The sequence below is a fragment of the Marivivens sp. LCG002 genome (assembly GCF_030264275.1).
Classification (GTDB): Bacteria; Pseudomonadota; Alphaproteobacteria; order Rhodobacterales; family Rhodobacteraceae; genus Marivivens.
The window spans coordinates 745,912-763,487 of the sequence record NZ_CP127165.1; the positions used below are offsets into that span (position 1 = coordinate 745,912).

21 protein-coding genes and 1 tRNA gene are annotated in these 17,576 nt (G+C 59.2%); 14 read left to right on the forward strand and 8 right to left on the reverse strand.

Going from position 1 to position 17,576, the window contains the following annotated elements; translation table 11 throughout:
- The first annotated feature begins 6 nt into the window (after nucleotides 1–6).
- The 6 genes from QQG91_RS03795 to QQG91_RS03820 all read left to right on the forward strand — a co-directional run bounded on the left by QQG91_RS03795 (nucleotide 7) and on the right by QQG91_RS03820 (nucleotide 4,054).
- Complete coding sequence (locus QQG91_RS03795) at nucleotides 7–609, forward strand: riboflavin synthase (RefSeq protein WP_285771654.1); 603 nt, start codon at nucleotides 7–9, stop codon at nucleotides 607–609.
- 99 nt (nucleotides 610–708) lie between these two features.
- Nucleotides 709–1,839 carry a 3,4-dihydroxy-2-butanone-4-phosphate synthase gene (gene ribB / locus QQG91_RS03800; RefSeq protein WP_285771655.1) on the forward strand — a complete coding sequence of 377 codons (1,131 nt, stop codon included), beginning with the start codon at nucleotides 709–711 and terminating at the stop codon, nucleotides 1,837–1,839.
- Nucleotides 1,839–2,372 carry a 6,7-dimethyl-8-ribityllumazine synthase gene (locus QQG91_RS03805; protein ID WP_285771656.1) on the forward strand — a complete coding sequence of 178 codons (534 nt, stop codon included), beginning with the start codon at nucleotides 1,839–1,841 and terminating at the stop codon, nucleotides 2,370–2,372. The genes ribB and QQG91_RS03805 overlap by 1 nt, the downstream gene beginning before the upstream one ends.
- Nucleotides 2,369–2,836, forward strand: coding sequence for a transcription antitermination factor NusB (gene nusB, locus QQG91_RS03810; RefSeq protein ID WP_285771657.1), 468 nt, complete (start codon nucleotides 2,369–2,371; stop codon nucleotides 2,834–2,836). Before QQG91_RS03805 ends, nusB begins: the two co-directional genes overlap by 4 nt.
- 110 nt (nucleotides 2,837–2,946) lie before the next feature.
- Nucleotides 2,947–3,279: a hypothetical protein gene (locus QQG91_RS03815; protein ID WP_285771658.1), complete on the forward strand. Its 333-nt coding sequence runs from the start codon at nucleotides 2,947–2,949 to the stop codon at nucleotides 3,277–3,279.
- A 304-nt stretch (nucleotides 3,280–3,583) separates the two neighbouring features.
- Entirely contained in the window at nucleotides 3,584–4,054 is a 471-nt protein-coding gene (locus QQG91_RS03820) for an MmcB family DNA repair protein (RefSeq protein WP_285771659.1), read from the forward strand.
- Between the two features lies 1 nt (nucleotide 4,055).
- Here QQG91_RS03820 and QQG91_RS03825 read toward each other — a convergent pair whose 3' ends face one another.
- Nucleotides 4,056–4,241, reverse strand: a complete 186-nt coding sequence (locus tag QQG91_RS03825; RefSeq protein WP_285771660.1) for a DUF6324 family protein — start codon at nucleotides 4,239–4,241, stop codon at nucleotides 4,056–4,058.
- A 127-nt stretch (nucleotides 4,242–4,368) separates the two neighbouring features.
- Here QQG91_RS03825 and QQG91_RS03830 point away from each other — a divergent pair.
- Both QQG91_RS03830 and QQG91_RS03835 read left to right on the forward strand, forming a co-directional pair.
- Nucleotides 4,369–4,445, forward strand: a tRNA-His gene (locus QQG91_RS03830).
- Nucleotides 4,446–4,559: 114 nt separating this feature from the next.
- Complete coding sequence (locus tag QQG91_RS03835; protein WP_285771661.1) at nucleotides 4,560–5,585, forward strand: AbrB family transcriptional regulator; 1,026 nt, start codon at nucleotides 4,560–4,562, stop codon at nucleotides 5,583–5,585.
- Here QQG91_RS03835 and QQG91_RS03840 read toward each other — a convergent pair.
- Genes QQG91_RS03840 through QQG91_RS03860 form a run of 5 tightly spaced genes read right to left on the reverse strand, consistent with a single transcriptional unit; the run spans nucleotide 5,582 to nucleotide 10,150 of the window.
- Complete coding sequence (locus tag QQG91_RS03840; RefSeq protein WP_285771662.1) at nucleotides 5,582–5,884, reverse strand: DUF4387 family protein; 303 nt, start codon at nucleotides 5,882–5,884, stop codon at nucleotides 5,582–5,584. The genes QQG91_RS03835 and QQG91_RS03840 overlap by 4 nt on opposite strands.
- Nucleotides 5,877–7,229, reverse strand: coding sequence for an acyclic terpene utilization AtuA family protein (locus QQG91_RS03845; RefSeq protein ID WP_285771663.1), 1,353 nt, complete (start codon nucleotides 7,227–7,229; stop codon nucleotides 5,877–5,879). The genes QQG91_RS03840 and QQG91_RS03845 overlap by 8 nt, the downstream gene beginning before the upstream one ends.
- 2 nt (nucleotides 7,230–7,231) lie before the next feature.
- A complete protein-coding gene (locus QQG91_RS03850; protein ID WP_285771664.1) occupies nucleotides 7,232–8,737 on the reverse strand; it encodes a tripartite tricarboxylate transporter permease in 1,506 nt (501 codons plus the stop codon).
- 10 nt (nucleotides 8,738–8,747) lie between these two features.
- The gene (locus QQG91_RS03855; protein WP_285771665.1) at nucleotides 8,748–9,188 is read right to left on the reverse strand and encodes a tripartite tricarboxylate transporter TctB family protein; all 441 of its coding nucleotides are present in this window, start codon (nucleotides 9,186–9,188) and stop codon (nucleotides 8,748–8,750) included.
- Nucleotides 9,188–10,150 (reverse strand): Bug family tripartite tricarboxylate transporter substrate binding protein, encoded by a 963-nt coding sequence (locus QQG91_RS03860; protein ID WP_352232114.1) that lies wholly within the window; start codon nucleotides 10,148–10,150, stop codon nucleotides 9,188–9,190. The genes QQG91_RS03855 and QQG91_RS03860 overlap by 1 nt, the downstream gene beginning before the upstream one ends.
- A 120-nt stretch (nucleotides 10,151–10,270) precedes the next feature.
- Here QQG91_RS03860 and QQG91_RS03865 point away from each other — a divergent pair, with 120 nt between their 5' ends.
- Genes QQG91_RS03865 through QQG91_RS03875 form a run of 3 tightly spaced genes read left to right on the forward strand, consistent with a single transcriptional unit; the run spans nucleotide 10,271 to nucleotide 13,310 of the window.
- Nucleotides 10,271–10,936 carry a response regulator transcription factor gene (locus QQG91_RS03865; RefSeq protein ID WP_285771666.1) on the forward strand — a complete coding sequence of 222 codons (666 nt, stop codon included), beginning with the start codon at nucleotides 10,271–10,273 and terminating at the stop codon, nucleotides 10,934–10,936.
- 8 nt (nucleotides 10,937–10,944) lie between these two features.
- Entirely contained in the window at nucleotides 10,945–12,324 is a 1,380-nt protein-coding gene (locus QQG91_RS03870; protein ID WP_285771667.1) for a sensor histidine kinase, read from the forward strand.
- Nucleotides 12,288–13,310, forward strand: a complete 1,023-nt coding sequence (locus QQG91_RS03875; protein ID WP_285771668.1) for an ABC transporter substrate-binding protein — start codon at nucleotides 12,288–12,290, stop codon at nucleotides 13,308–13,310. Before QQG91_RS03870 ends, QQG91_RS03875 begins: the two co-directional genes overlap by 37 nt.
- Here the strand turns inward: QQG91_RS03875 and QQG91_RS03880 are convergent, their stop codons facing one another.
- Nucleotides 13,311–13,988 (reverse strand): IclR family transcriptional regulator, encoded by a 678-nt coding sequence (locus QQG91_RS03880; RefSeq protein ID WP_285771669.1) that lies wholly within the window; start codon nucleotides 13,986–13,988, stop codon nucleotides 13,311–13,313.
- Nucleotides 13,989–14,083: 95 nt separating this feature from the next.
- Between QQG91_RS03880 and QQG91_RS03885 the strand changes: the two genes are divergently transcribed.
- Together QQG91_RS03885 and QQG91_RS03890 are read left to right on the forward strand one after the other, a co-directional pair.
- Nucleotides 14,084–15,289: a CaiB/BaiF CoA transferase family protein gene (locus QQG91_RS03885; protein ID WP_285771670.1), complete on the forward strand. Its 1,206-nt coding sequence runs from the start codon at nucleotides 14,084–14,086 to the stop codon at nucleotides 15,287–15,289.
- A complete protein-coding gene (locus tag QQG91_RS03890) occupies nucleotides 15,286–16,110 on the forward strand; it encodes a citryl-CoA lyase (protein WP_285771671.1) in 825 nt (274 codons plus the stop codon). The genes QQG91_RS03885 and QQG91_RS03890 overlap by 4 nt, the downstream gene beginning before the upstream one ends.
- Nucleotides 16,111–16,171: 61 nt before the next feature.
- Here QQG91_RS03890 and QQG91_RS03895 read toward each other — a convergent pair whose 3' ends face one another.
- Nucleotides 16,172–16,471, reverse strand: coding sequence for a DUF6476 family protein (locus tag QQG91_RS03895; RefSeq protein ID WP_285771672.1), 300 nt, complete (start codon nucleotides 16,469–16,471; stop codon nucleotides 16,172–16,174).
- Between QQG91_RS03895 and QQG91_RS03900 the strand changes: the two genes are divergently transcribed.
- Complete coding sequence (locus QQG91_RS03900) at nucleotides 16,470–17,507, forward strand: RluA family pseudouridine synthase (protein WP_285771673.1); 1,038 nt, start codon at nucleotides 16,470–16,472, stop codon at nucleotides 17,505–17,507. The genes QQG91_RS03895 and QQG91_RS03900 overlap by 2 nt on opposite strands.
- Nucleotides 17,508–17,576 lie beyond the last annotated feature (69 nt).

The following is a 17,576-nucleotide window of genomic DNA, read 5'->3' on the forward strand; positions in this document are numbered from 1 at the left end:
AACGGCATGTTCACGGGCATCATCACCGATATCGGCACAGTTCTTGAAGTTGAGCAAAAGGGCGATCTGCGCGCCCGTATCGGCACGCGTTATGATGTCGACGGGATCGACATCGGCGCCTCGATCGCCTGTGACGGATGTTGCCTGACCGTTGTCGCGCTGGGCACAGAGCCGCAAAACTGGTTCGACGTCTGGATCAGCGCCGAGAGCGTCTCCAAGACCAACATCGGCCGTAACATGTGGCAGGTCGGCAAGCTCCTCAACCTCGAGCGTGCGCTCAAGGTCGGGGATGAACTCGGTGGTCACATCGTGAGCGGCCACGTCGACGGCGTGGCCGAGTTGATCGAGATGCACACCGAAGGCGACAGCACCCGCATGACCTTCCGCGCTCCTGACACGCTTGCCAAATTCATCGCGCCCAAGGGATCGGTCGCTTTGAACGGCACCTCGCTGACCGTGAACGAAGTGGACGGCGCGACCTTCGGCATCAATGTCATCTCGCACACCAAAGAGGTCACGACCTGGGGCGCGGCCAAGGTGGGCGATCCGATCAATCTCGAGATCGACACGATGGCACGCTATGTGGCCCGACTGCGCGAGTGGGAATAATCGACCTGATGTCGTTTGTGCGCAAATGCGCGACGACTGTGCACTTTCCATGCGCCCACAGGTGCTTTATCTCCATTGTTGAGTAACAGCGGGGTCGCCATGACACAGTCTTTTGAGGAATCCGGTCCAGTCGAGCAAAGCTGGTCCGATGCCATTTCGCCGATCGAGGATATCATCAACGAGGCCCGCAACGGCCGGATGTTCATCCTTGTCGATCACGAGGATCGCGAGAACGAAGGCGATCTTGTGATCCCTGCGCAGATGGCGACACCCGATGCGATCAACTTTATGGCCACCCATGGGCGCGGCTTGATCTGTCTCACGCTGACGGGCGAGCGGATCGACGCCTTGGGCCTGCCTTTGATGGCGTCGAGCAATTCTTCGCGCCACGAGACCGCCTTTACCGTCTCGATCGAGGCCCGCGAAGGGGTTTCGACCGGTATCTCGGCGCATGACCGTGCCCATACGATTGCCGTTGCGATCGACGCCTCGAAGACCCATGCAGACATTGCAACGCCGGGTCATATCTTTCCGCTGCGTAGCCGTGAAGGCGGTGTCCTCGTCCGCGCGGGCCATACCGAAGCGGCGACCGATATCTCGCGCTTGGCGGGGCTCAACCCCTCGGGCGTGATCTGCGAGATCATGAACGAAGACGGCTCCATGGCCCGTCTGCCCGATCTTGTGGCATTTGGTCAGCGTCACAACATCAAGATCGGAACGATTTCCGATCTCATCGCCTATCGCCGTCGCCACGACAACCTCGTGCGGCTGGTAAGCGAAACCGCGGTCAGTTCCGAGTTCGGCGGCGATTGGAACATGCGGATCTATCGCGATGTGACCAATGGCGCAGAGCACATCGCCTTGGTCAAAGGTGACTTGTCGGGCGATGATCCCGTCTTGGTGCGTATGCACACGCTCGACCCGCTTCTCGACATGGTCGGCCTTGCAGGGGCGACCCGCGCACGCGAGTTTTCCTTTGCCATGGAAGAAGTCGCCAAAGAAGGACGCGGCGCCGTTGTCCTCTTGCGCGATATCCACATGCAGATGGTCTCGGACGAGGATCGCGGCCCCAAAACGCTTCGCCAATACGGGGTAGGGGCACAGATTCTCTCGAGCCTTGGGCTGTCCAAGATCACCCTGCTTACCAATTCTCCGCGTCCCAAAGTGGTGGCACTCGATGCCTATGGGCTTGAAATCACCGGCACGCGCAAGATCGAAGGAGAGGCGTGATGGCCGGCGTCTCGCATTACACCCTTGAGCGTCCTTCGTTCGACAAACCCGTCAAGATCGCCATCGTGGTCGCGCCCTATTACAAGGACATCACCGACCAGATGATCGCAGGTGCAACCGCCGAGATCGAAGCGGCGGGCGGCACCTATGAGGTGATCGAAGTTCCGGGCGCTCTCGAGGTTCCGACGGCCATCGGCATCGCGGCCCGTATGAGCAATTTCGACGGCTACGTCGCTCTTGGCTGCGTCATCAGGGGCGAGACCACCCACTATGACACCGTCTGCAACGACTCGAGTCGCGCGATCACACTTCTCGGGCTTCAGGGGCTTTGCATCGGCAACGGCATCCTGACCGTCGAGAATTATGAACAGGCTGACGTAAGGGCAAACCCGAAGGACCAGAATAAAGGCGGCGGAGCAGCAGCTGCGGCCTTGCACCTGATCGCTCTGGGCCGTAAGTGGGGCCGCGCCGATAAGGGCATCGGCTTTACCAACGACATCCTCCTTGCCCGTGACGGAAATTCCATCGCATGACTGCTTCGAACTCTCAAAAACGCCAAATGAAATCGGCTTCACGTCTTTACGCTGTGCAGGCGCTCTTCCAGATGGAAGCCTCCGGCCAGACGATCGAAGCGATTTGCCGCGAATTTGAAGACCACCGTTTCGGCGCTGTCTATGACGGTGAAGAAATGGTCGAAGGTGACGTCGATACGTTCCGCAAACTTGTCGAGAAGGCTGTCGACGAGCAGGCAAAGATCGACCAGATGACGGATCGCGCTCTGGTCGCCAAATGGCCGATCGCACGGATCGACCCGACGCTGCGCGCGCTTTTCCGTGCTGCAGGAGCCGAGTTGGTGAATGGCGAAACCCCGCCCAAGGTGGTGATCGTCGAGTTCGTGCAGGTGGCCGAGGCCTTCCATCCCGAGGGCAAAGAGCCGCGCTTTGTCAACGCCGTGCTCGATCACATGGCCCGCGAAGCACGTCCCGAAGCCTTCTAAGGCGTTCGGCTTGAATCAGCCGATTGCGCGACAAAAGGGCCCTTTGGGGCCTTTTTCTATTGTTGGCGGCTCCGATGCTCCTATCATCCATTGTGAAGGGAGACTCGCTCATGCCGAAACTCATCCGTCTTTACATCACCCATGTCGCCATCGGATTTGTGCTGTCCGCCGTTCTGGTCGGATTGCTCTTGTGGTACAATGTCGCGAACCTGTGGCATCTGGTGAGCACGTCCGATGTCGGACTTCTGGCCGTGTTTCTTCTTTGGCTTTTCAACGGGCTTGTCTTTGCGGGTGTCCAGTTCGGTATCGCGGTCATGAATATGGCCGAAGACGATGATGATGAACCCCGCGGCGGGACGAAAATCGGTCTCATGCCCGAACCCGCGCTGGTGAGGGTCGAAGCGCGGAGCCACAAGACCTATCGCGCACGAAACCTGCACTAATCAAAAACGCCGCCCGGATACCCGAGCGGCGTTTTTGTTGGTGGCGAGAACCACAGCGACCGTGCACGTTTTATTCCCGAGGACCTGTATATACAGGTGGGCGCCAGATAACTGAGCCAGGACCCAGACAGAGCCAGCTCCCTCGGATTTGCTTAAGGCCACTGGAATGTAAACGCTTACGCACGAGAAGAGCAGAAACCCGCCGCTCACGTAGGTAGGGCGTGCGGCGCGGTTCTTCAAGTGCCAAACGCAGTCATGCAGTCCAAGTCTTGACGTATGTTCATGGATTGTTCATGGTTTCCCCATGCCGATCATCAATGACGACCTCATGCCCGAAATCACCCCTCAACCGGGGCAGTTGCTCGCTCGCGGGGTCTGTCGGCATTTGCTCAGCCACGACTTTGTAACGGTCGAGGAGTTGGTGCCGACGTCGGGTCTTCGTGTCGATGTGATGGCCTTGGGACCCAAGGGCGAGATCTGGGTCATCGAATGCAAGTCATCCCGCGCCGATTTTCAATCGGACAGCAAGTGGCAAGGCTATCTGGAATGGTGTGACCGCTTTTTCTGGGCGGTGGATACGGAATTCCCGACCGAGCTTTTGCCGCCTGAAAGCGGTCTGATCATTGCCGATGGATATGGCGCCGAGATCATCCGTATGCCCGAAGAGACCAAGCTTGCCGCCGCGCGGCGCAAGGTGCTGACGCATAAATTCGCGCGCACCACGGCTCTGCGGCTTCAGGGGATGCGCGACCCGAGGGTCGGAGCGGCGCGATGACCTAGCGAAGCGCCCTGGCGGCTTGGGCTGCGGCGCGAATCTCTTCGGCGATTTCTTCGGCTTCTTCGGGTTCGAAATCCATCGGGATTTCTACGCCTTCCGACTCGATGAAAATTCGGACCATTCCAGTGCTGGTCGGTCCAATCTGAAGATTGGCTTCGACGTCGCGTTCGGTATCGATACCCATGCTGATCTCCGTTCATGTGCTGGAAATGACCTAAGGCCAGCCACGTCATAAGGCAAGCAGGTGCATTTCGTTTTTCCGCCCAAAGCCCCTTGCATTCATCTCAAAGCAGGGCTAAATCGCCCGCAGTGCCGCCTTAGCTCAGTTGGTTAGAGCGCCTGATTGTGGATCAGGAGGTCCCCCGTTCGAGCCGGGGAGGTGGTACCACTCTCCAAACATCGTTGAACAAGCCGTTGACGCCGAACCCGATGGGTTTTGCGGCCGCGTCAGGTTGTTGTCAGGGACCGCGCCTATCCCGCGTTCAGACGGGGGAGAAGATCGTTGTCGAACTATTTCAGGCTTGCGCTCACCATCGCCATATCGCTTGTTGGCGTCGCCGTGTTCAGCTTGGCTCATTTGCCGCTTCCATGGCTGCTCGGGCCTTTGGCGGGCTGCCTTGCGGCTTCGCTTTTCGGCATAAGGCTGAAAGGCGCACCAAAGACATCCAATCTGATGCGCACCATTCTCGGGGTCGCGGTCGGCACCTCGATCACCCCCGAATTGTTCCATAGACTTGACGAGATGCTGATCTCGCTGGCCTTGATGCCTCTTTTGACGCTCATTATCGGGCTTGTCGGATATCCGTTCTTTCGCCGCGTCTTCGGGTTCGATCACGCGACCGCCTATTATTCCGCTATGCCGGGCGGCCTGCAGGATATGCTTGTTTTTGGCGAAGAGGCAGGCGGCGACGTTCGGGCCATGTCTTTGATCCATGCGACGCGTGTGTTGGTGATCGTCACCTTGTTGCCCATGCTCTTTGCCTATGTGCTGCACATCGACTTGTCGCGCGCACCTGGATTGCCGATTGCGGAGCTACCGCTTCACGAGGTGTTGCTCATGGCAGCTGTCGGAATTGTCGGCTGGCAGGGCGCAAAAAAGATCGGGCTCTTCGGCGCCTCGATTCTCGGGCCGATGATCCTCGCAACTGTGTTCAGTCTTTCGGGTTTGATCGAACATCGTCCGCCTGCACAGGCGATTTACGCGGCTCAGTTCTTTATCGGCTTTACCGTTGGCGTGAAATATTCGGGCATCACTTGGAAAGAGTTGCGTATCGATGTGGTCGCGGGTCTTGGTTATTCCGTGCTGATTTTCATCGTCTCGAGCCTTTTCGCAGGCGCTGCGATTGCTCTCGGGCTTGTGCCGTTTCTGGAAGGATTGCTCGCCTTTTCGCCGGGTGGTCAGGCCGAAATGGCGGTTCTTGCACTTGTTGCGGGGGCGGACGTGGGGTTTGTTGTCGCCCACCATATCATCCGGATCGTTCTGGTGATCATGCTTTCCCCCATCGTCGAGCGGCGGATGAAGCGCTAGTTGATTTCGATCTCGGCAAGGAGCGGCGCCCAACCCGCGCCATGCATGTCGCGGTCCTCTGGCGTGCCTTGGATCGCAGGTCGCGGGAGCGAGAATTTCACGACATTGAGGCTCGGGATGTCGAAGCGTTTCACGTCCGAGGTTTCAGCCCGAAAAAGTGCGGCAACGCGGTCTGTTCCAAGCCCTTTGACGACCCGATCAAAGGCTGCAGAGTCTCCGCAGAAAATGTCGATGGTAAGCCAGAAAGGCCCTGCATTCTTGGAGCGGACTTTCTGAACGATTTGGCCAAGCTCAGGCATCGTGGAACTCCAGACGGAACGCCTCCATCGGATCGGACAGATGGCGGATGTGGTTCAGGCAAAAGCCATAGGATGCGCCGCGGTCGATCTCGGCAGGGGAAAAGGGGAAGGCAAAGGTCGGCTGCTCTTCTTCTTGGGTCAGCGGATGGTGGAGCAGATAGGGGTTCATCAGCTTTGCGATTTCGTTCGCGCGCTCTTGGGTCGGGGCCGTGATGATGGCAAGAATGCCGACCTCTGTCGGGATGACCTTGCGGCTCTCGATCTCGCCAAGCGTCGACGAGAGGCCCATGATCCGCAGCTCGACGCTGAAATCATCGGGCGAGAGGCCAAGGCGGTCACAGGTCTTGGCCCTGTGTTTGACAAGAATATCGGCGCACCACGCCTCCACGTTTTCGACATAGCGGCGGTCGCGGATCGTAGCGATCTGGATCGTTTGAAAGCCCGTGACGCGTGCGCCTTCGAGCTTGACCGTATAATCGTCGGAGGGATGCCAGACAGACCCCGTGACACGCACGGAACGCTCGTCGAGCTGCTCATACTGTGTGTGGGTCACATCAAGATGGCCGCCGGGTTCATAGAGAATGAACGGATCCGAATTCTCGTAAAGCATATGTGCCGATACCGTATGCGGGCTGGCAAATGCGCCATCGGCCAAGGGCGTGACGGTGAAACCTTCTTGATCAATGTCGATCTGGATGACGCCCGATTGCGGATTGGTGGCGCAAAGCGCACCGCATTCACCGATCTTGGCCGCATGCCATGCCGCGCCCGCGTTGTCCCCCCGCGCAAGGGGGAGCGCGGCGATAATGGCGGTGTCGGTGGTGCGCCCTGCAATGACGATATCGGCGCCGCCCGCAAGCGCGGCGTTGATCTGCTCGGCCCCCGCAAGCGCGACGATATTGGTGCAGGATCGGAGGAGGTCGGCGCTGATTTCGGGCGCATGGGGAAGCGGCGTGATCTTGCCGCTCGCCAAAGTATCGACCAAGACCTCGGCGTCCTGCTGGGAATAAAGCGTCGCGATCCGTGCGGACAGGCCGAGTTCGGCCAAAATTTCGCGTGTGATCTCGAAGAGCCAGTCAACGGTGCTGTCCGCGCCGCAGGTGCCCGCCGTGCCGATGACCAGAGGGCAACCTGCCCGCGCACGGGCCTCGATCAGCCCTTTCCATTCGGCCTTGGTCGAGGAGCGTGCATATTTCGACACCCCCCGCCCAAGATAAGAGGGCCCACTGTCCGTGGACCCTCCATCAATGGCGATCAGATCAGGTGCATTCGCGATCCCCCGTTCCAGAGCCTCTTTGTCATAGCCAAGGCCAAGGGCACCCGAGGGAATAAGAATGCGTGTCATGATCAGTCTTCCGAGAGTTCAGGCTTTTTCAGGAAACGACGCAGGAAGAGCGGGGCGACAAAACCCAGAACCGCTGCGATCCAAAGCCCGTTAGCAATGGTCGAGGAAAAGAGGAACGTCCAGTCCCCATCCGAAAGAACCATTGCGCGGCGAAGGTTGTCCTCCATCTGGTTGCCCAGAAGGATCCCGAGGATCACGGGAACAGTGGGAATGTCGAGCTTGCGGAACACATAGCCCATCACACCGAAGGCGATCATCAGGACGAGGTCAAAGTAGCTTCCCGACAGAGAATAGATGCCGACAAACGAGATCATGGTCACGCCGGGGAGGAGAAGAGCAGGCGGAACCGAGAGGATGCGGACAAAGACTTTGACCATGGGAACGTTCATGGCGAGAAGCACGAAGTTGGCAATGAGCAGCGAGGCGATCAGGCCCCAGACCACATCCGGACGATCGGCAAAGAGCGTCGGGCCAGGCGTGATATTCAGCGTCATGAGAACGGCCAGAAGAACCGCAGTGGTGCCCGATCCCGGAACACCGAGGGTGAGCATGGGAACGAGCGCGCCGCCTGCGGCTGCGTTGTTGCCCGCTTCGGGGGCGGCAACACCCTTGGCAACGCCTGTGCCGAAGCCGCCTTTGTCGCCCGCGATGGATTTCTCCATCATATAGGTGAGGAACGAACCCAGAGAGGCACCAGCTCCGGGAAGGACGCCTGCGATAAAGCCGACGACCGACGAGCGGAGCATCGTCCAACGGGTCGACCAGATCTCGCGATAGGGGATCGTGACTTTGTCGAGCTTGATGCCGACGGCGCTGTTTTTGCCGTGGCTTTCGATAAAGACGAACACTTCGGACACTGCAAAGAGACCGACGATAGCGACGAGGAAATCGACGCCGTCCATCAGGTGCATGTTTCCGCCCGTAAAGCGCGGCATGCCCGTGGTGTTATCAAGCCCGATCATCGCGATGCCGAGCCCCACACAAGAGGCGAGCGCGGCCTTGGCCTGGTTCGACGAAGCGATGCCGCCAAGGGTCGAGAAGGCAAGCAGGTAAAGCGCGAAATATTCGGCAGGGCCGAAGAGATAGGCGACACGCGCCAGCAGCGGAGCCAGCAGCATGAGACCGAGGGTTGCCAGCAAAGCACCGACAAAGGAAGCCACCCCCGAGATGACGAGCGCATCCCCCGCACGGCCGTTTTTGGCCATCGGAAAACCGTCGAGCGTGGTCATCATCGCGGGCTCGTCACCCGGAATGTTGAGAAGGATCGAGCTGATCCGACCGCCATACATCGCGCCGTAGTAAACCGAGGTCAGAAGAACCAGCGCCGCAACCGCATCAAGGCCGAGTGTAAAGGTGATCGGGATCAGAATGGCTACGCCGTTCGACGGCCCAAGTCCGGGAAGCGCACCGATGATCGTCCCCAGAAAACAGCCGATCACGGCCAGTAGGAACGTATAGGGGCTTAGCGCGATGTCGAAGCCAAGCGCCAGATTAGCTAGAATGTCCATGAATAACTCCTCAGCCCATCAAGGCTTTGGGGAATGCAACAAGGCTGAGGCCGAGTGCATACTTGAAGACGATGAAAAGTCCGACCGAAAGTCCGCAGCCCGCAAGAACGGCGAATTTGGGTTTGGGCGAAATCTGATAACTCAGGATCGAGGCCACGATGGCGGTCGGGACCAAAAACCCGATCGGCTTGAGCGCATAGGCATAGCCGACAAGGATGATGACCGAAAACACCAGCGAGGCGAGGACGTTCAATTCGGGCCAGTCCGGTTCCACATCCGGTTTGAAAATCATCACCACACCGCAAATGATGGCGGCAGAAGCGATCAGGATCGGAAAGGTTTTTGATCCGACAGGATCAGACAGGAAGCTGGTCTGAATCTGGAGGGCGCTCGCGATATACGCGAGCGCCACCAGCACGGCGACCAGTCCGAAGACGCGGTCGCTTTTCATCACTGGATCACACCGATTTCACGGCTGAGCGCTTCGGTTTCGGCAACAACGCCGTCAACCCAAGACTGGAAGTCACCGCCGACTTTGGTGAAGGGCGCAAGACCGTTGTCCGTCATGGCCTGCTTCCACTCGTCCGAGGCAGCAACCGCCGCGAGCTTGTCCGCCCAAGCGTTGAACTCGTCATCCGAGATGTTCTTGGGCACATAGAGACCGCGCCAGTTCACGGCCACAACGTCGACACCCTGTTCACGCGCAGTCGGGATGTCCTCGAAGCCCGGAACGCGCTCTTCGGTCAGGACGGCCAATGCGCGCACTTCACCCGATTTGATGAAGCCGACGATTTCCGACATGTCGCCGGTCATGCCTTGGGTAAAGCCGCCGACGGTCTGGGTGATGGCATCCGCACCACCGTCAACACCGATGTATTTGATCTTGGTCACTTCGTTGATGCCGCTGGCTTTGGCAACCTGGAGAACCTTGAGGTGGTCGAAACCGCCCACGGCCGAACCGCCGGCAAAGGCGACCGAACTCGGATCTGCTTGCATTGCAGCGACGAGATCGTTCAGCGACTGGAACGGGCTGTCGGCTGCAACCACGATTACGCCCGGATCGGCACCGATGGCGCCGACAAAGCGAACCTGATCAGCGGTCATGCCGCCGAAAGCGTTCTGGGCAAGACGGGTGGTGGTTGCCGAAGAGGCCGCAACAATAAGGTCTGCATCGTCAGCGCGCTCGTTCACAACGTGGCTGAACGCAAGACCGCCGCCGCCGCCAGCCATGTTCGTCACCTGAACCGGCTCGGACACTTGGCCGATGTCGAAAAGGATTTTGCCGATCTGGCGGCAGGTGAAGTCCCAGCCACCACCGGGGTTGGCGGGGGCAATGCACTCGGCTGCGAAGGCAGAGCTGGCTGCAACGGTGAGAGCAACGCTCGAAACGAGCGCCTTGATTGTCATTTTCATTGTTGTCCTCCCAGACAGTCTTGAGGGGCGGTCCCTCCGGCCCCTTGCGAAGACGAAAGATTTCCCTTCAACCTGACACGAACCTGTCATGTTCAAAAAAATGTCATAGGAGGGCGCAGGGTGAGATTTCTTCTCGTCGAGGATAACAGCGATCTTGCTCTGTCGGTGCAGAAGCGATTGTCGCTCGATGGGCACGGCGTGGATTGGGCCGCATCGCTCGCCGATGCCGAGGATCACCTTGCCGCCGCAAGCTATGATCTCATCTTGCTCGACATCATGCTCCCCGATGGCGATGGTCGCGATTTTCTGGCCTCGCACAGGCGCGCCCAACGGGACACGCCCGTGATCGTGATGACCGCCCGTTCGGCGGTGTCCGATCGGGTCGCTCTCCTCGATACAGGTGCCGATGACTATGTCACAAAGCCCTTTGATTTTGAAGAGTTAGAGGCGCGTGTGCGCGCCGTGCTCCGCCGTCGATCCGGGGTGTCGCAAACCCGTATGACCTTTGCCGATCTGACCTTTGATCCGCTGGGGGCAACGGTCAGTTTCGCACATGAAACCCGAGAGCTCCGAAGCCGCGAATTGCGTCTTTTCGAGGTGCTGATTTCCGCCCCCGACCGCATCTTTTCCAAGGGGCAATTATGTGACCGTCTGTTCTCTGCATCCGAGGCCGTCACCGACAATGCGATCGAGGTTTACGTCGGGCGTCTGCGCAAAAAACTCGAGGGCAGTGGGGCCAGAATCGAGACCGTCAGGGGCGTGGGTTATCGCCTCACCGCTGCATGAAACGGGTCGTGAATCAGTCGATTTCGATTCGTCGAAGGCTGCTCCTCCAGCTTCTTTTGGTGGCGATTCTCCTCTCCGGGTTGCTCTATCTCTCGGTGCGCACGGTTGCCGATTCTGCGGTAGAGCGCACGCAGGACAGCATTCTGGGGGCGGCAACCATCGCTATTGCCGAAGAACTCAGGGGTGGCGAAGAGGGGGTGGCGGTCGATATCCCCTATACCGCCTTTTCCATGCTGGGTTCGATCGGGCAGGATCGGGTGTTCTACCGGATCACAATCGGTGACGAGACCGTCACGGGCTATGACGAGCTGGCGCTCCCGACCGAACCGCTGAATGGATTGACGCCGCTTTTTTATGACGATGCCTATCGCGGTTTGCTTGTGCGGGCGGCGGCGGTGGAACGCTCTGTTCTGGTCAACGGCAAAGCGCTGCCTGTGCGGGTGATCGTTGCCCAGACCCGCACATCGCAGGAAACCATCGTGGCGAGCCTTGCCGAGCGGGCGGCACTTCTCGGCATCGGGTTCTTTGTGATTGCCGTCGGCCTCTCGCTTCTGACCGCCCGACTTGTGGTGAAACCCGTGTCGTCGCTGGTCGAGGCCGTTGGGCGGCGTGGCCCGCAGGATCTTCGCCCTGTCCAACGCCCTGTGCCGCGAGAGCTTGTGCCCTTGGTGACGGCGCTCAATGGGTTCATGTCGCGCCTGTCCGTCGCCCTGAGCCGGACCGAGACGTTTATCGCCGAGGCAGCACATCACATTCGCACGCCCCTCGCGACGTTGCGGGCGCAGGCGGAAATCGCACTGCGCCAAACCGAAAACGAAGAGGCGCGGCAAACGATCCGTTCGATGATCCGCTCTGTTGACACCTCTGCACGCTCTGCGGGGCAGATGCTCGAACACGCTGCGGTGGTCTTTCGGTCCGACCAACGGGCAGACGAACAAATCGATCTGTCTCTCTTGGTCGAAGACATCACCGAGAGCTATGAACCATCTGCCGAGATGAAAGGCGTGCGACTGGTTTGCCTTCCGCATGCCCAAGACATCACCGTCGATGCCGATCGCATCCTTCTCGAAGCCGCTTTGCGAAATCTTATTGATAATGCGATCAAATACACGCCCAAAGACGGTTTGGTCGAGGTGAGTGTCATCAGCGCAGACGGGTTTGCCCGCCTCGAGGTCAAGGACAGCGGGCGCGGGCTTTTCGGGGCGCAAGCTGCGCAACTGACGGGGCGTTTCCAACGCGGTGCAAACGTCGAAGACGTGGTTGGCTCGGGGCTCGGTCTGACCATCGTGAAAGAGGTTGCACGATCCCTGAACGGAAGATTTGAAATCGTTGAACGAGAGGAGGGAGGCACATGCGCGGCGCTCTATGTTCCATTGCGATCACGCTGATCGCATCCACGACGCTCGCCTTTGACATCGAACAGCAACAACTGTTCCAAGGGCAGGGGGACGAGACCATCTCGATCCTTTCCACCACCGATATCGGCATTTTTCGCCCCGTGATCGAAGCCTTCCAAGAGGTGCGACCCGATATAGGCGTCGATTACGTCGTCGCGAGCACGCAGGAAGTCTATCGCGCGATTTACGAAGAGGGGGCGGTGTTTGATCTGGCGGTGTCGTCGGCCATGGATCTCCAGATGAAGCTGGCGAACGACGGCTTGGCACAGGGACACAGCTCGGCGCAAACCGAAGCTCTACCCGATTGGGCGCGCTGGCAGGATCAACTCTTTGCCTTTGCCCAAGAACCTGTGGTGACGGTCGTTTCGCAGGCCGCATTCGAGGGGCGGCAGACCCCCGCGACCCGATCCGATCTTATTCGCCAGCTTCGGGATGATCCCGAAACCTTTCGCGGGCGGATCGGCACCTATGATCCCCGCAAATCGGGGGCGGGGTATCTCTTTGCCACCCAAGACGCGCGGCAGTCGGACACCTATTGGCGGCTGAGCGAGGTCATGGGCGGGCTCGAGCCGAAACTCTACGAGGCCTCGAGCGCCATGCTGAACGCCGTCGAAAGCGGTGAATTGGCCATCGCCTACAACGTTCTGGGAAGCTACGCGCTTGCGCGACTTGACCAGAAGGGCGCGGCGACGATCATCGAGCTTGAGGATTTTACCAACATCCTCTTGCGCACGGCGCTTATCCCCGCCAATGCCGAGAACCCGTCAGGGGGCGCCGCGTTTCTGGATTTTCTGCTGAGCGCCACGGGGCAGCGCGTCCTTGAAGAGAACTCGGGGCTTCCGCGTATCAATGCAGGTGCGCTTGCCGCGCAATCCTATCTCAGACCCATTCGGCTCGATACGGGGCTTTTGGTGTTTGTCGACCCGCTGAAACGGCAACAGTTCCTTCGCGAATGGAGCGCGGCAGTCGTCCAGTGATCAGTTTATCATTTGCGCTTCGAGACGGCTTTGGCTTTCCCTGAGCGCATGAAGCAACTGCGCGCGGTTGGTCTCGCTGAAACGGGTGATCAATCCCGAGACAGACAAGGCTCCGACAAGCTGCCCGTCAGGGCGTCGGATCGGGACCGAAAGCGCCGCGACTTCCGCTTCTCGCTCGCCAAGAGAGAGAGCATATCCGTTGGCGATGGTCGCGCGATCACCTTCGGTGCCGGCAAACGCCAAAAGCACCTTGCCCGAGGCACCCCGATCCAGCGCCATGCGCGCGCCTTCTGTTATGGTATGGCGGATTGCGCGAGCGGGTTCGCACCGAAAGAGACAGACCCGCATGTCACCCTCGCGAATATAGAATGATGCCGTTTCCTGCGTGACCTCGCTCAAAGTTTCGAGTTCGGGACGCAAGATCGCGGCAAGGTCGAAACTGTGCCGATACTGCGCGCCCAGCCGCCACACCGCGGGTCCTAGGCGGAACTTTCCGTTTTCCCCGCGCAGCATATAGCCGAATTTCTCGAGCGAGACGGCGAGCCTCAGGATCGTGCTCTTATAGAGCCCCGTGCGGGTGGAGAGCTCGGTCAGGGTCAATTCGGGCAGATCTTTCGAGAACGCATCGAGGATGGAAAGCGCGCGCTCGACGGCATCGACACCTTTTGCATCGGACATCGGGTCTCTTCCTTTTCTTGACAGACGAGGGCCGTCTCTGCATTAGTTCTATTATTGGATATAAAGTTCTGTCTAGTAGAATTTCAGGAATCCCCATGGCTCCTTCCGCACTCACCCCGCTCAAGGGCATTCGCGTGCTCGATCTGACGAATGTTCTGGCGGGTCCATTTTGTTGTCACCAGCTCGCCCATCTCGGGGCCGAGGTGATCAAGGTCGAGATGCCCAAAGGGGGTGATCTCGCGCGGCAGCTTGGGGCCGACCCTGAGCTGAGCGCCAAAGGCATGGGGGTGTCCTTTCTTGCACAGAACGCAGGCAAGAAATCGGTCACCGCAAACCTCAAGACCGAGAGGGGCCGCGAGGTTCTGCGGCGGCTTGTCCAAAGTGCAGATGTGCTTGTCGAAAACTATCGCCCCGGCGTGATGGATCGGCTGGGCGTCGGTTACGAGGTCTTACGGCGCGAAAACCCCGAGTTGATCTATTGTGCGATTTCGGGCTTCGGCCAGACGGGGCCTTGGACCCATCGACCTGCATATGACCAGATCGTCCAAGGGGCGTCTGGGGTGATGGCCATCACAGGCGACGCGGAGAGCGCTCCGCTGCGGGTCGGATATCCCGTCGCGGATTCGGTCGGTGGGTTGACGGCGGCACTGGCCATTTCCGCAGCGCTGAATTCATCGAACCGAGGTGCATTCATCGACGTGTCAATGCTCGAGTCCCTGATCGCAACAATGGGTTGGGCCGTTTCGAACTGGATGATTGCAGGACAAAAGCCGACCGCAAACGGCAACGAGAACCTGACTTCGGCGCCTTCGGGCACCTTTAGGGCGAAAGACGCACCCCTGAACATTGCCGCAAATAAAGACGAGCAGTGGGAAATCCTTGCCCGCCACATCGGCCGCGAGGATTTGATTGCACATACGGATTATCTGACGCGCGAAGACCGCAAGCGTAATCGTCTGGCCCTCAGGTCGGAGATCGAAAAGGCGCTTGCGGCAAAATCCGCCGAAGATTGGGCCGAAGAACTCAACGCGCTCGGGGTGCCAGCCGGTGCGGTGCTCGATCTGACCGAAGTTCTTGATCACGAGGTCATCCGTTCGCGAGGTATGATCGCCGATTTCGAAGAGGTTGAGGGCGTCGGTCGGTCTATTTCGGTGCTCCGCACAGGGATCAAGATCAATGGCGAGGTGCCGAAGGTCGACTCGCCACCGCCGCGTCTCGGAGCCGATAGCGACGAGATTCTTCTGAGCTTGGGATATTCCGCGCAAGACATCGGCGAGATGCGCGAACGGGGGGAAATATGACACAGGATGCTCAGGACGTGCGCGATTGGTGGCGCACATCTATTATCGAGATGGAACCGGGCAAGATCAATTTTCGCGGCTTACCTATTCAGGACCTGATCGGGACCACAAGTTTTCCCGCGATGATCTGGCTGATGGTGGCGGGCCGTTTGCCGAGCGCTGGCGAGGCGCGACTTTTGGAGGCGGCATTGGTTGCGGCGGTCGATCATGGCCCACAGGCGCCTTCCATCGCAGCGGCGCGCATGGCCGTCACGTGCGGCTTGCCGCTCAATAATGCGATGGCAACTGCAGTGAATATGCTGGGCGACGTCCACGGCGGTGCAGGTGAACAAAGTCTTGAGCTTTATTACGATATCGACAGCCGCATCGCAGAGGGTCAGTCTCTGGAAGAGGCGACCCGCGCCGCAATCGTGCAGTGGCAGAACGAGCGGACGAAATACATTCCCGGTTTCGGTCATCGGTTCCACAAGAACGGCGATCCGCGTGCCCCGCGTTTGATGGCCTTGGTGCGCGACGCGGCTGGGGCCGGCACTGTGTCAGGGCGCTTTGCCCAGATCGGCGGGGCCGTCGAGACCGCTCTCGGGGAAGGACGCGCGCGTCCTGTTCCGATGAACATCGACGGGGCGACCGCCGTCATTTTCGCCGAGCTCGGCTGCGCGGCCCCCCTTGCTCGGGGGCTCTTTTGTCTGTCGCGGTCGGTCGGCATTCTGGCACATGCTTGGGAGCAAATGCAGCAGGGCGGTCGCAACAAGGGACCGATCCCGCCGCGTTTTCTTTTTACCTATGACCCGGAGAGCTTGGCCGATGACCGCCCCTCTTGATCGGGTTTTTGCGCTTTTGGCTGCTTTGGTCGTTATGGATATTTAGAGCACAAAGGCGATATCAGTCGATCTTGAGCGTCTGAAGCAGGCTCTGTCCGTCAGCGGAGAGGATCAGGATCTCGTTTTCGGTCGTAACGACGGCAATCCAGTCGGCTGCGCGGGTGATCGAGAGCGGTGTTGCACCTTTGGGCAACGACAATGTCTCGGGAAAAACGGGCGTGCTTTCCCGAAGACGGATGACAAGCGTTGCGATAAGGACTAGGAACCCCGCAATCATCACACCTGCAAGAATGATCACCAGCCGTTTGAGCCAGATCAGCTCTTGCGGAAAGGGTGTGTTCTCTTCGGGAGCCTTGGTCATGGCGAGCACTATTATCCAATTTGCGATCGATATCGATCCTCCATCGCGTCTTGATAAAGCGCTTTCGCGGGATGTGCCAGATGAAGCGGAGCTGAGCCGTTCGCGGCTTGGAAAGTTGATCGAGCAAGGCGCGGTTTCGGTGAACGGCGCGGTGATCGACAATCCGCGTCATAAGGTGAGCGAAGGCGACGAGATCGAGATTGCGGTCGAAATCACCGAAGCCGACCATCTCGAGGCAGAAGATATTCCGCTCGAGGTCGTTTATGAAGACGATGATCTGATCGTGATCAACAAGCCTGCGGGCATGGTTGTTCATCCTGCGCCGGGCACCCCTTCGGGAACGGTGGTCAATGCTTTGATGCATTACTGTGGCGACAGTCTTTCGGGTGTGGGTGGAGAAAAGCGTCCCGGCATCGTGCACCGCATCGACAAAGAAACGAGCGGGCTTTTGGTGGCGGCCAAATCCGATCGTGCGCACCACGGCCTTGCGGCGCAATTCGAGAAACATACGGTCGAGCGCCGCTATCTTGCAATCTGCTACGGGGTTCCCGATCAGAACGACCCGCGCCTGCACGGGATCAAGGGCACGAATTTCGAGCCGGGAAATGTCTTGAAAATCCAGACCTTCCTCGGGCGGCACAAGACCGATCGCCAGCGACAGGCGGTGAGTTTCGAGACGGGGCGTCATGCCGTGACGCGCGCTCGGATCGTCGAGACCTTGGGCGAACCCGCGGTTGCGGCTTTGCTCGAATGTTGGCTCGAGACAGGGCGCACACATCAGATCCGCGTGCACATGGCTCATGTCGGTCATAGCCTCATCGGTGATCCTGTTTACGGAGGGCGCCGAAAGCTTGCCGTGAAATCTGTCGGGGAAAAGGGTCAGGCAGCCGCGTCCGAGTTTCCAAGGCAGGCGCTGCACGCCGCGACTTTGGGCTTTACCCATCCCGTTTCGCGTGAGTTTCTCGAGTTCGAAGCCCCGCTTCCCGAGGATATGCGCGACTTGCTCCGTGACTTGGGCGGGCAGATCGAGGTCTGAACCCCCTTGGGCGCAACTTATTGCAGCGCCCTGCGTTAACCCGATGCATCACAATTGGCTCTATTGTTG

What these genes read in the sequence shown, in the direction of transcription:
- nusB (WP_285771657.1), top strand. Translation starts at nt 2,369, where the DNA reads ATGACTGCTTCGAACTCTCAAAAACGCCAAATGAAATCGGCTTCACGT.
- QQG91_RS03875 (WP_285771668.1), top strand. Translation starts at nt 12,288, where the DNA reads ATGCGCGGCGCTCTATGTTCCATTGCGATCACGCTGATCGCATCCACG.
- QQG91_RS03850 (WP_285771664.1), bottom strand. Translation starts at nt 8,737, where the DNA reads ATGGACATTCTAGCTAATCTGGCGCTTGGCTTCGACATCGCGCTAAGC.
- QQG91_RS03855 (WP_285771665.1), bottom strand. Translation starts at nt 9,188, where the DNA reads ATGAAAAGCGACCGCGTCTTCGGACTGGTCGCCGTGCTGGTGGCGCTC.
- QQG91_RS03885 (WP_285771670.1), top strand. Translation starts at nt 14,084, where the DNA reads ATGGCTCCTTCCGCACTCACCCCGCTCAAGGGCATTCGCGTGCTCGAT.
- QQG91_RS03845 (WP_285771663.1), bottom strand. Translation starts at nt 7,229, where the DNA reads ATGACACGCATTCTTATTCCCTCGGGTGCCCTTGGCCTTGGCTATGAC.
- QQG91_RS03815 (WP_285771658.1), top strand. Translation starts at nt 2,947, where the DNA reads ATGCCGAAACTCATCCGTCTTTACATCACCCATGTCGCCATCGGATTT.
- QQG91_RS03840 (WP_285771662.1), bottom strand. Translation starts at nt 5,884, where the DNA reads ATGCCTGAGCTTGGCCAAATCGTTCAGAAAGTCCGCTCCAAGAATGCA.
- QQG91_RS03795 (WP_285771654.1), top strand. Translation starts at nt 7, where the DNA reads ATGTTCACGGGCATCATCACCGATATCGGCACAGTTCTTGAAGTTGAG.
- QQG91_RS03880 (WP_285771669.1), bottom strand. Translation starts at nt 13,988, where the DNA reads ATGTCCGATGCAAAAGGTGTCGATGCCGTCGAGCGCGCGCTTTCCATC.
- ribB (WP_285771655.1), top strand. Translation starts at nt 709, where the DNA reads ATGACACAGTCTTTTGAGGAATCCGGTCCAGTCGAGCAAAGCTGGTCC.
- QQG91_RS03890 (WP_285771671.1), top strand. Translation starts at nt 15,286, where the DNA reads ATGACACAGGATGCTCAGGACGTGCGCGATTGGTGGCGCACATCTATT.
- QQG91_RS03895 (WP_285771672.1), bottom strand. Translation starts at nt 16,471, where the DNA reads ATGACCAAGGCTCCCGAAGAGAACACACCCTTTCCGCAAGAGCTGATC.
- QQG91_RS03860 (WP_352232114.1), bottom strand. Translation starts at nt 10,150, where the DNA reads ATGAAAATGACAATCAAGGCGCTCGTTTCGAGCGTTGCTCTCACCGTT.
- QQG91_RS03805 (WP_285771656.1), top strand. Translation starts at nt 1,839, where the DNA reads ATGGCCGGCGTCTCGCATTACACCCTTGAGCGTCCTTCGTTCGACAAA.
- QQG91_RS03825 (WP_285771660.1), bottom strand. Translation starts at nt 4,241, where the DNA reads ATGGGTATCGATACCGAACGCGACGTCGAAGCCAATCTTCAGATTGGA.
- QQG91_RS03900 (WP_285771673.1), top strand. Translation starts at nt 16,470, where the DNA reads ATGGCGAGCACTATTATCCAATTTGCGATCGATATCGATCCTCCATCG.
- QQG91_RS03820 (WP_285771659.1), top strand. Translation starts at nt 3,584, where the DNA reads ATGCCGATCATCAATGACGACCTCATGCCCGAAATCACCCCTCAACCG.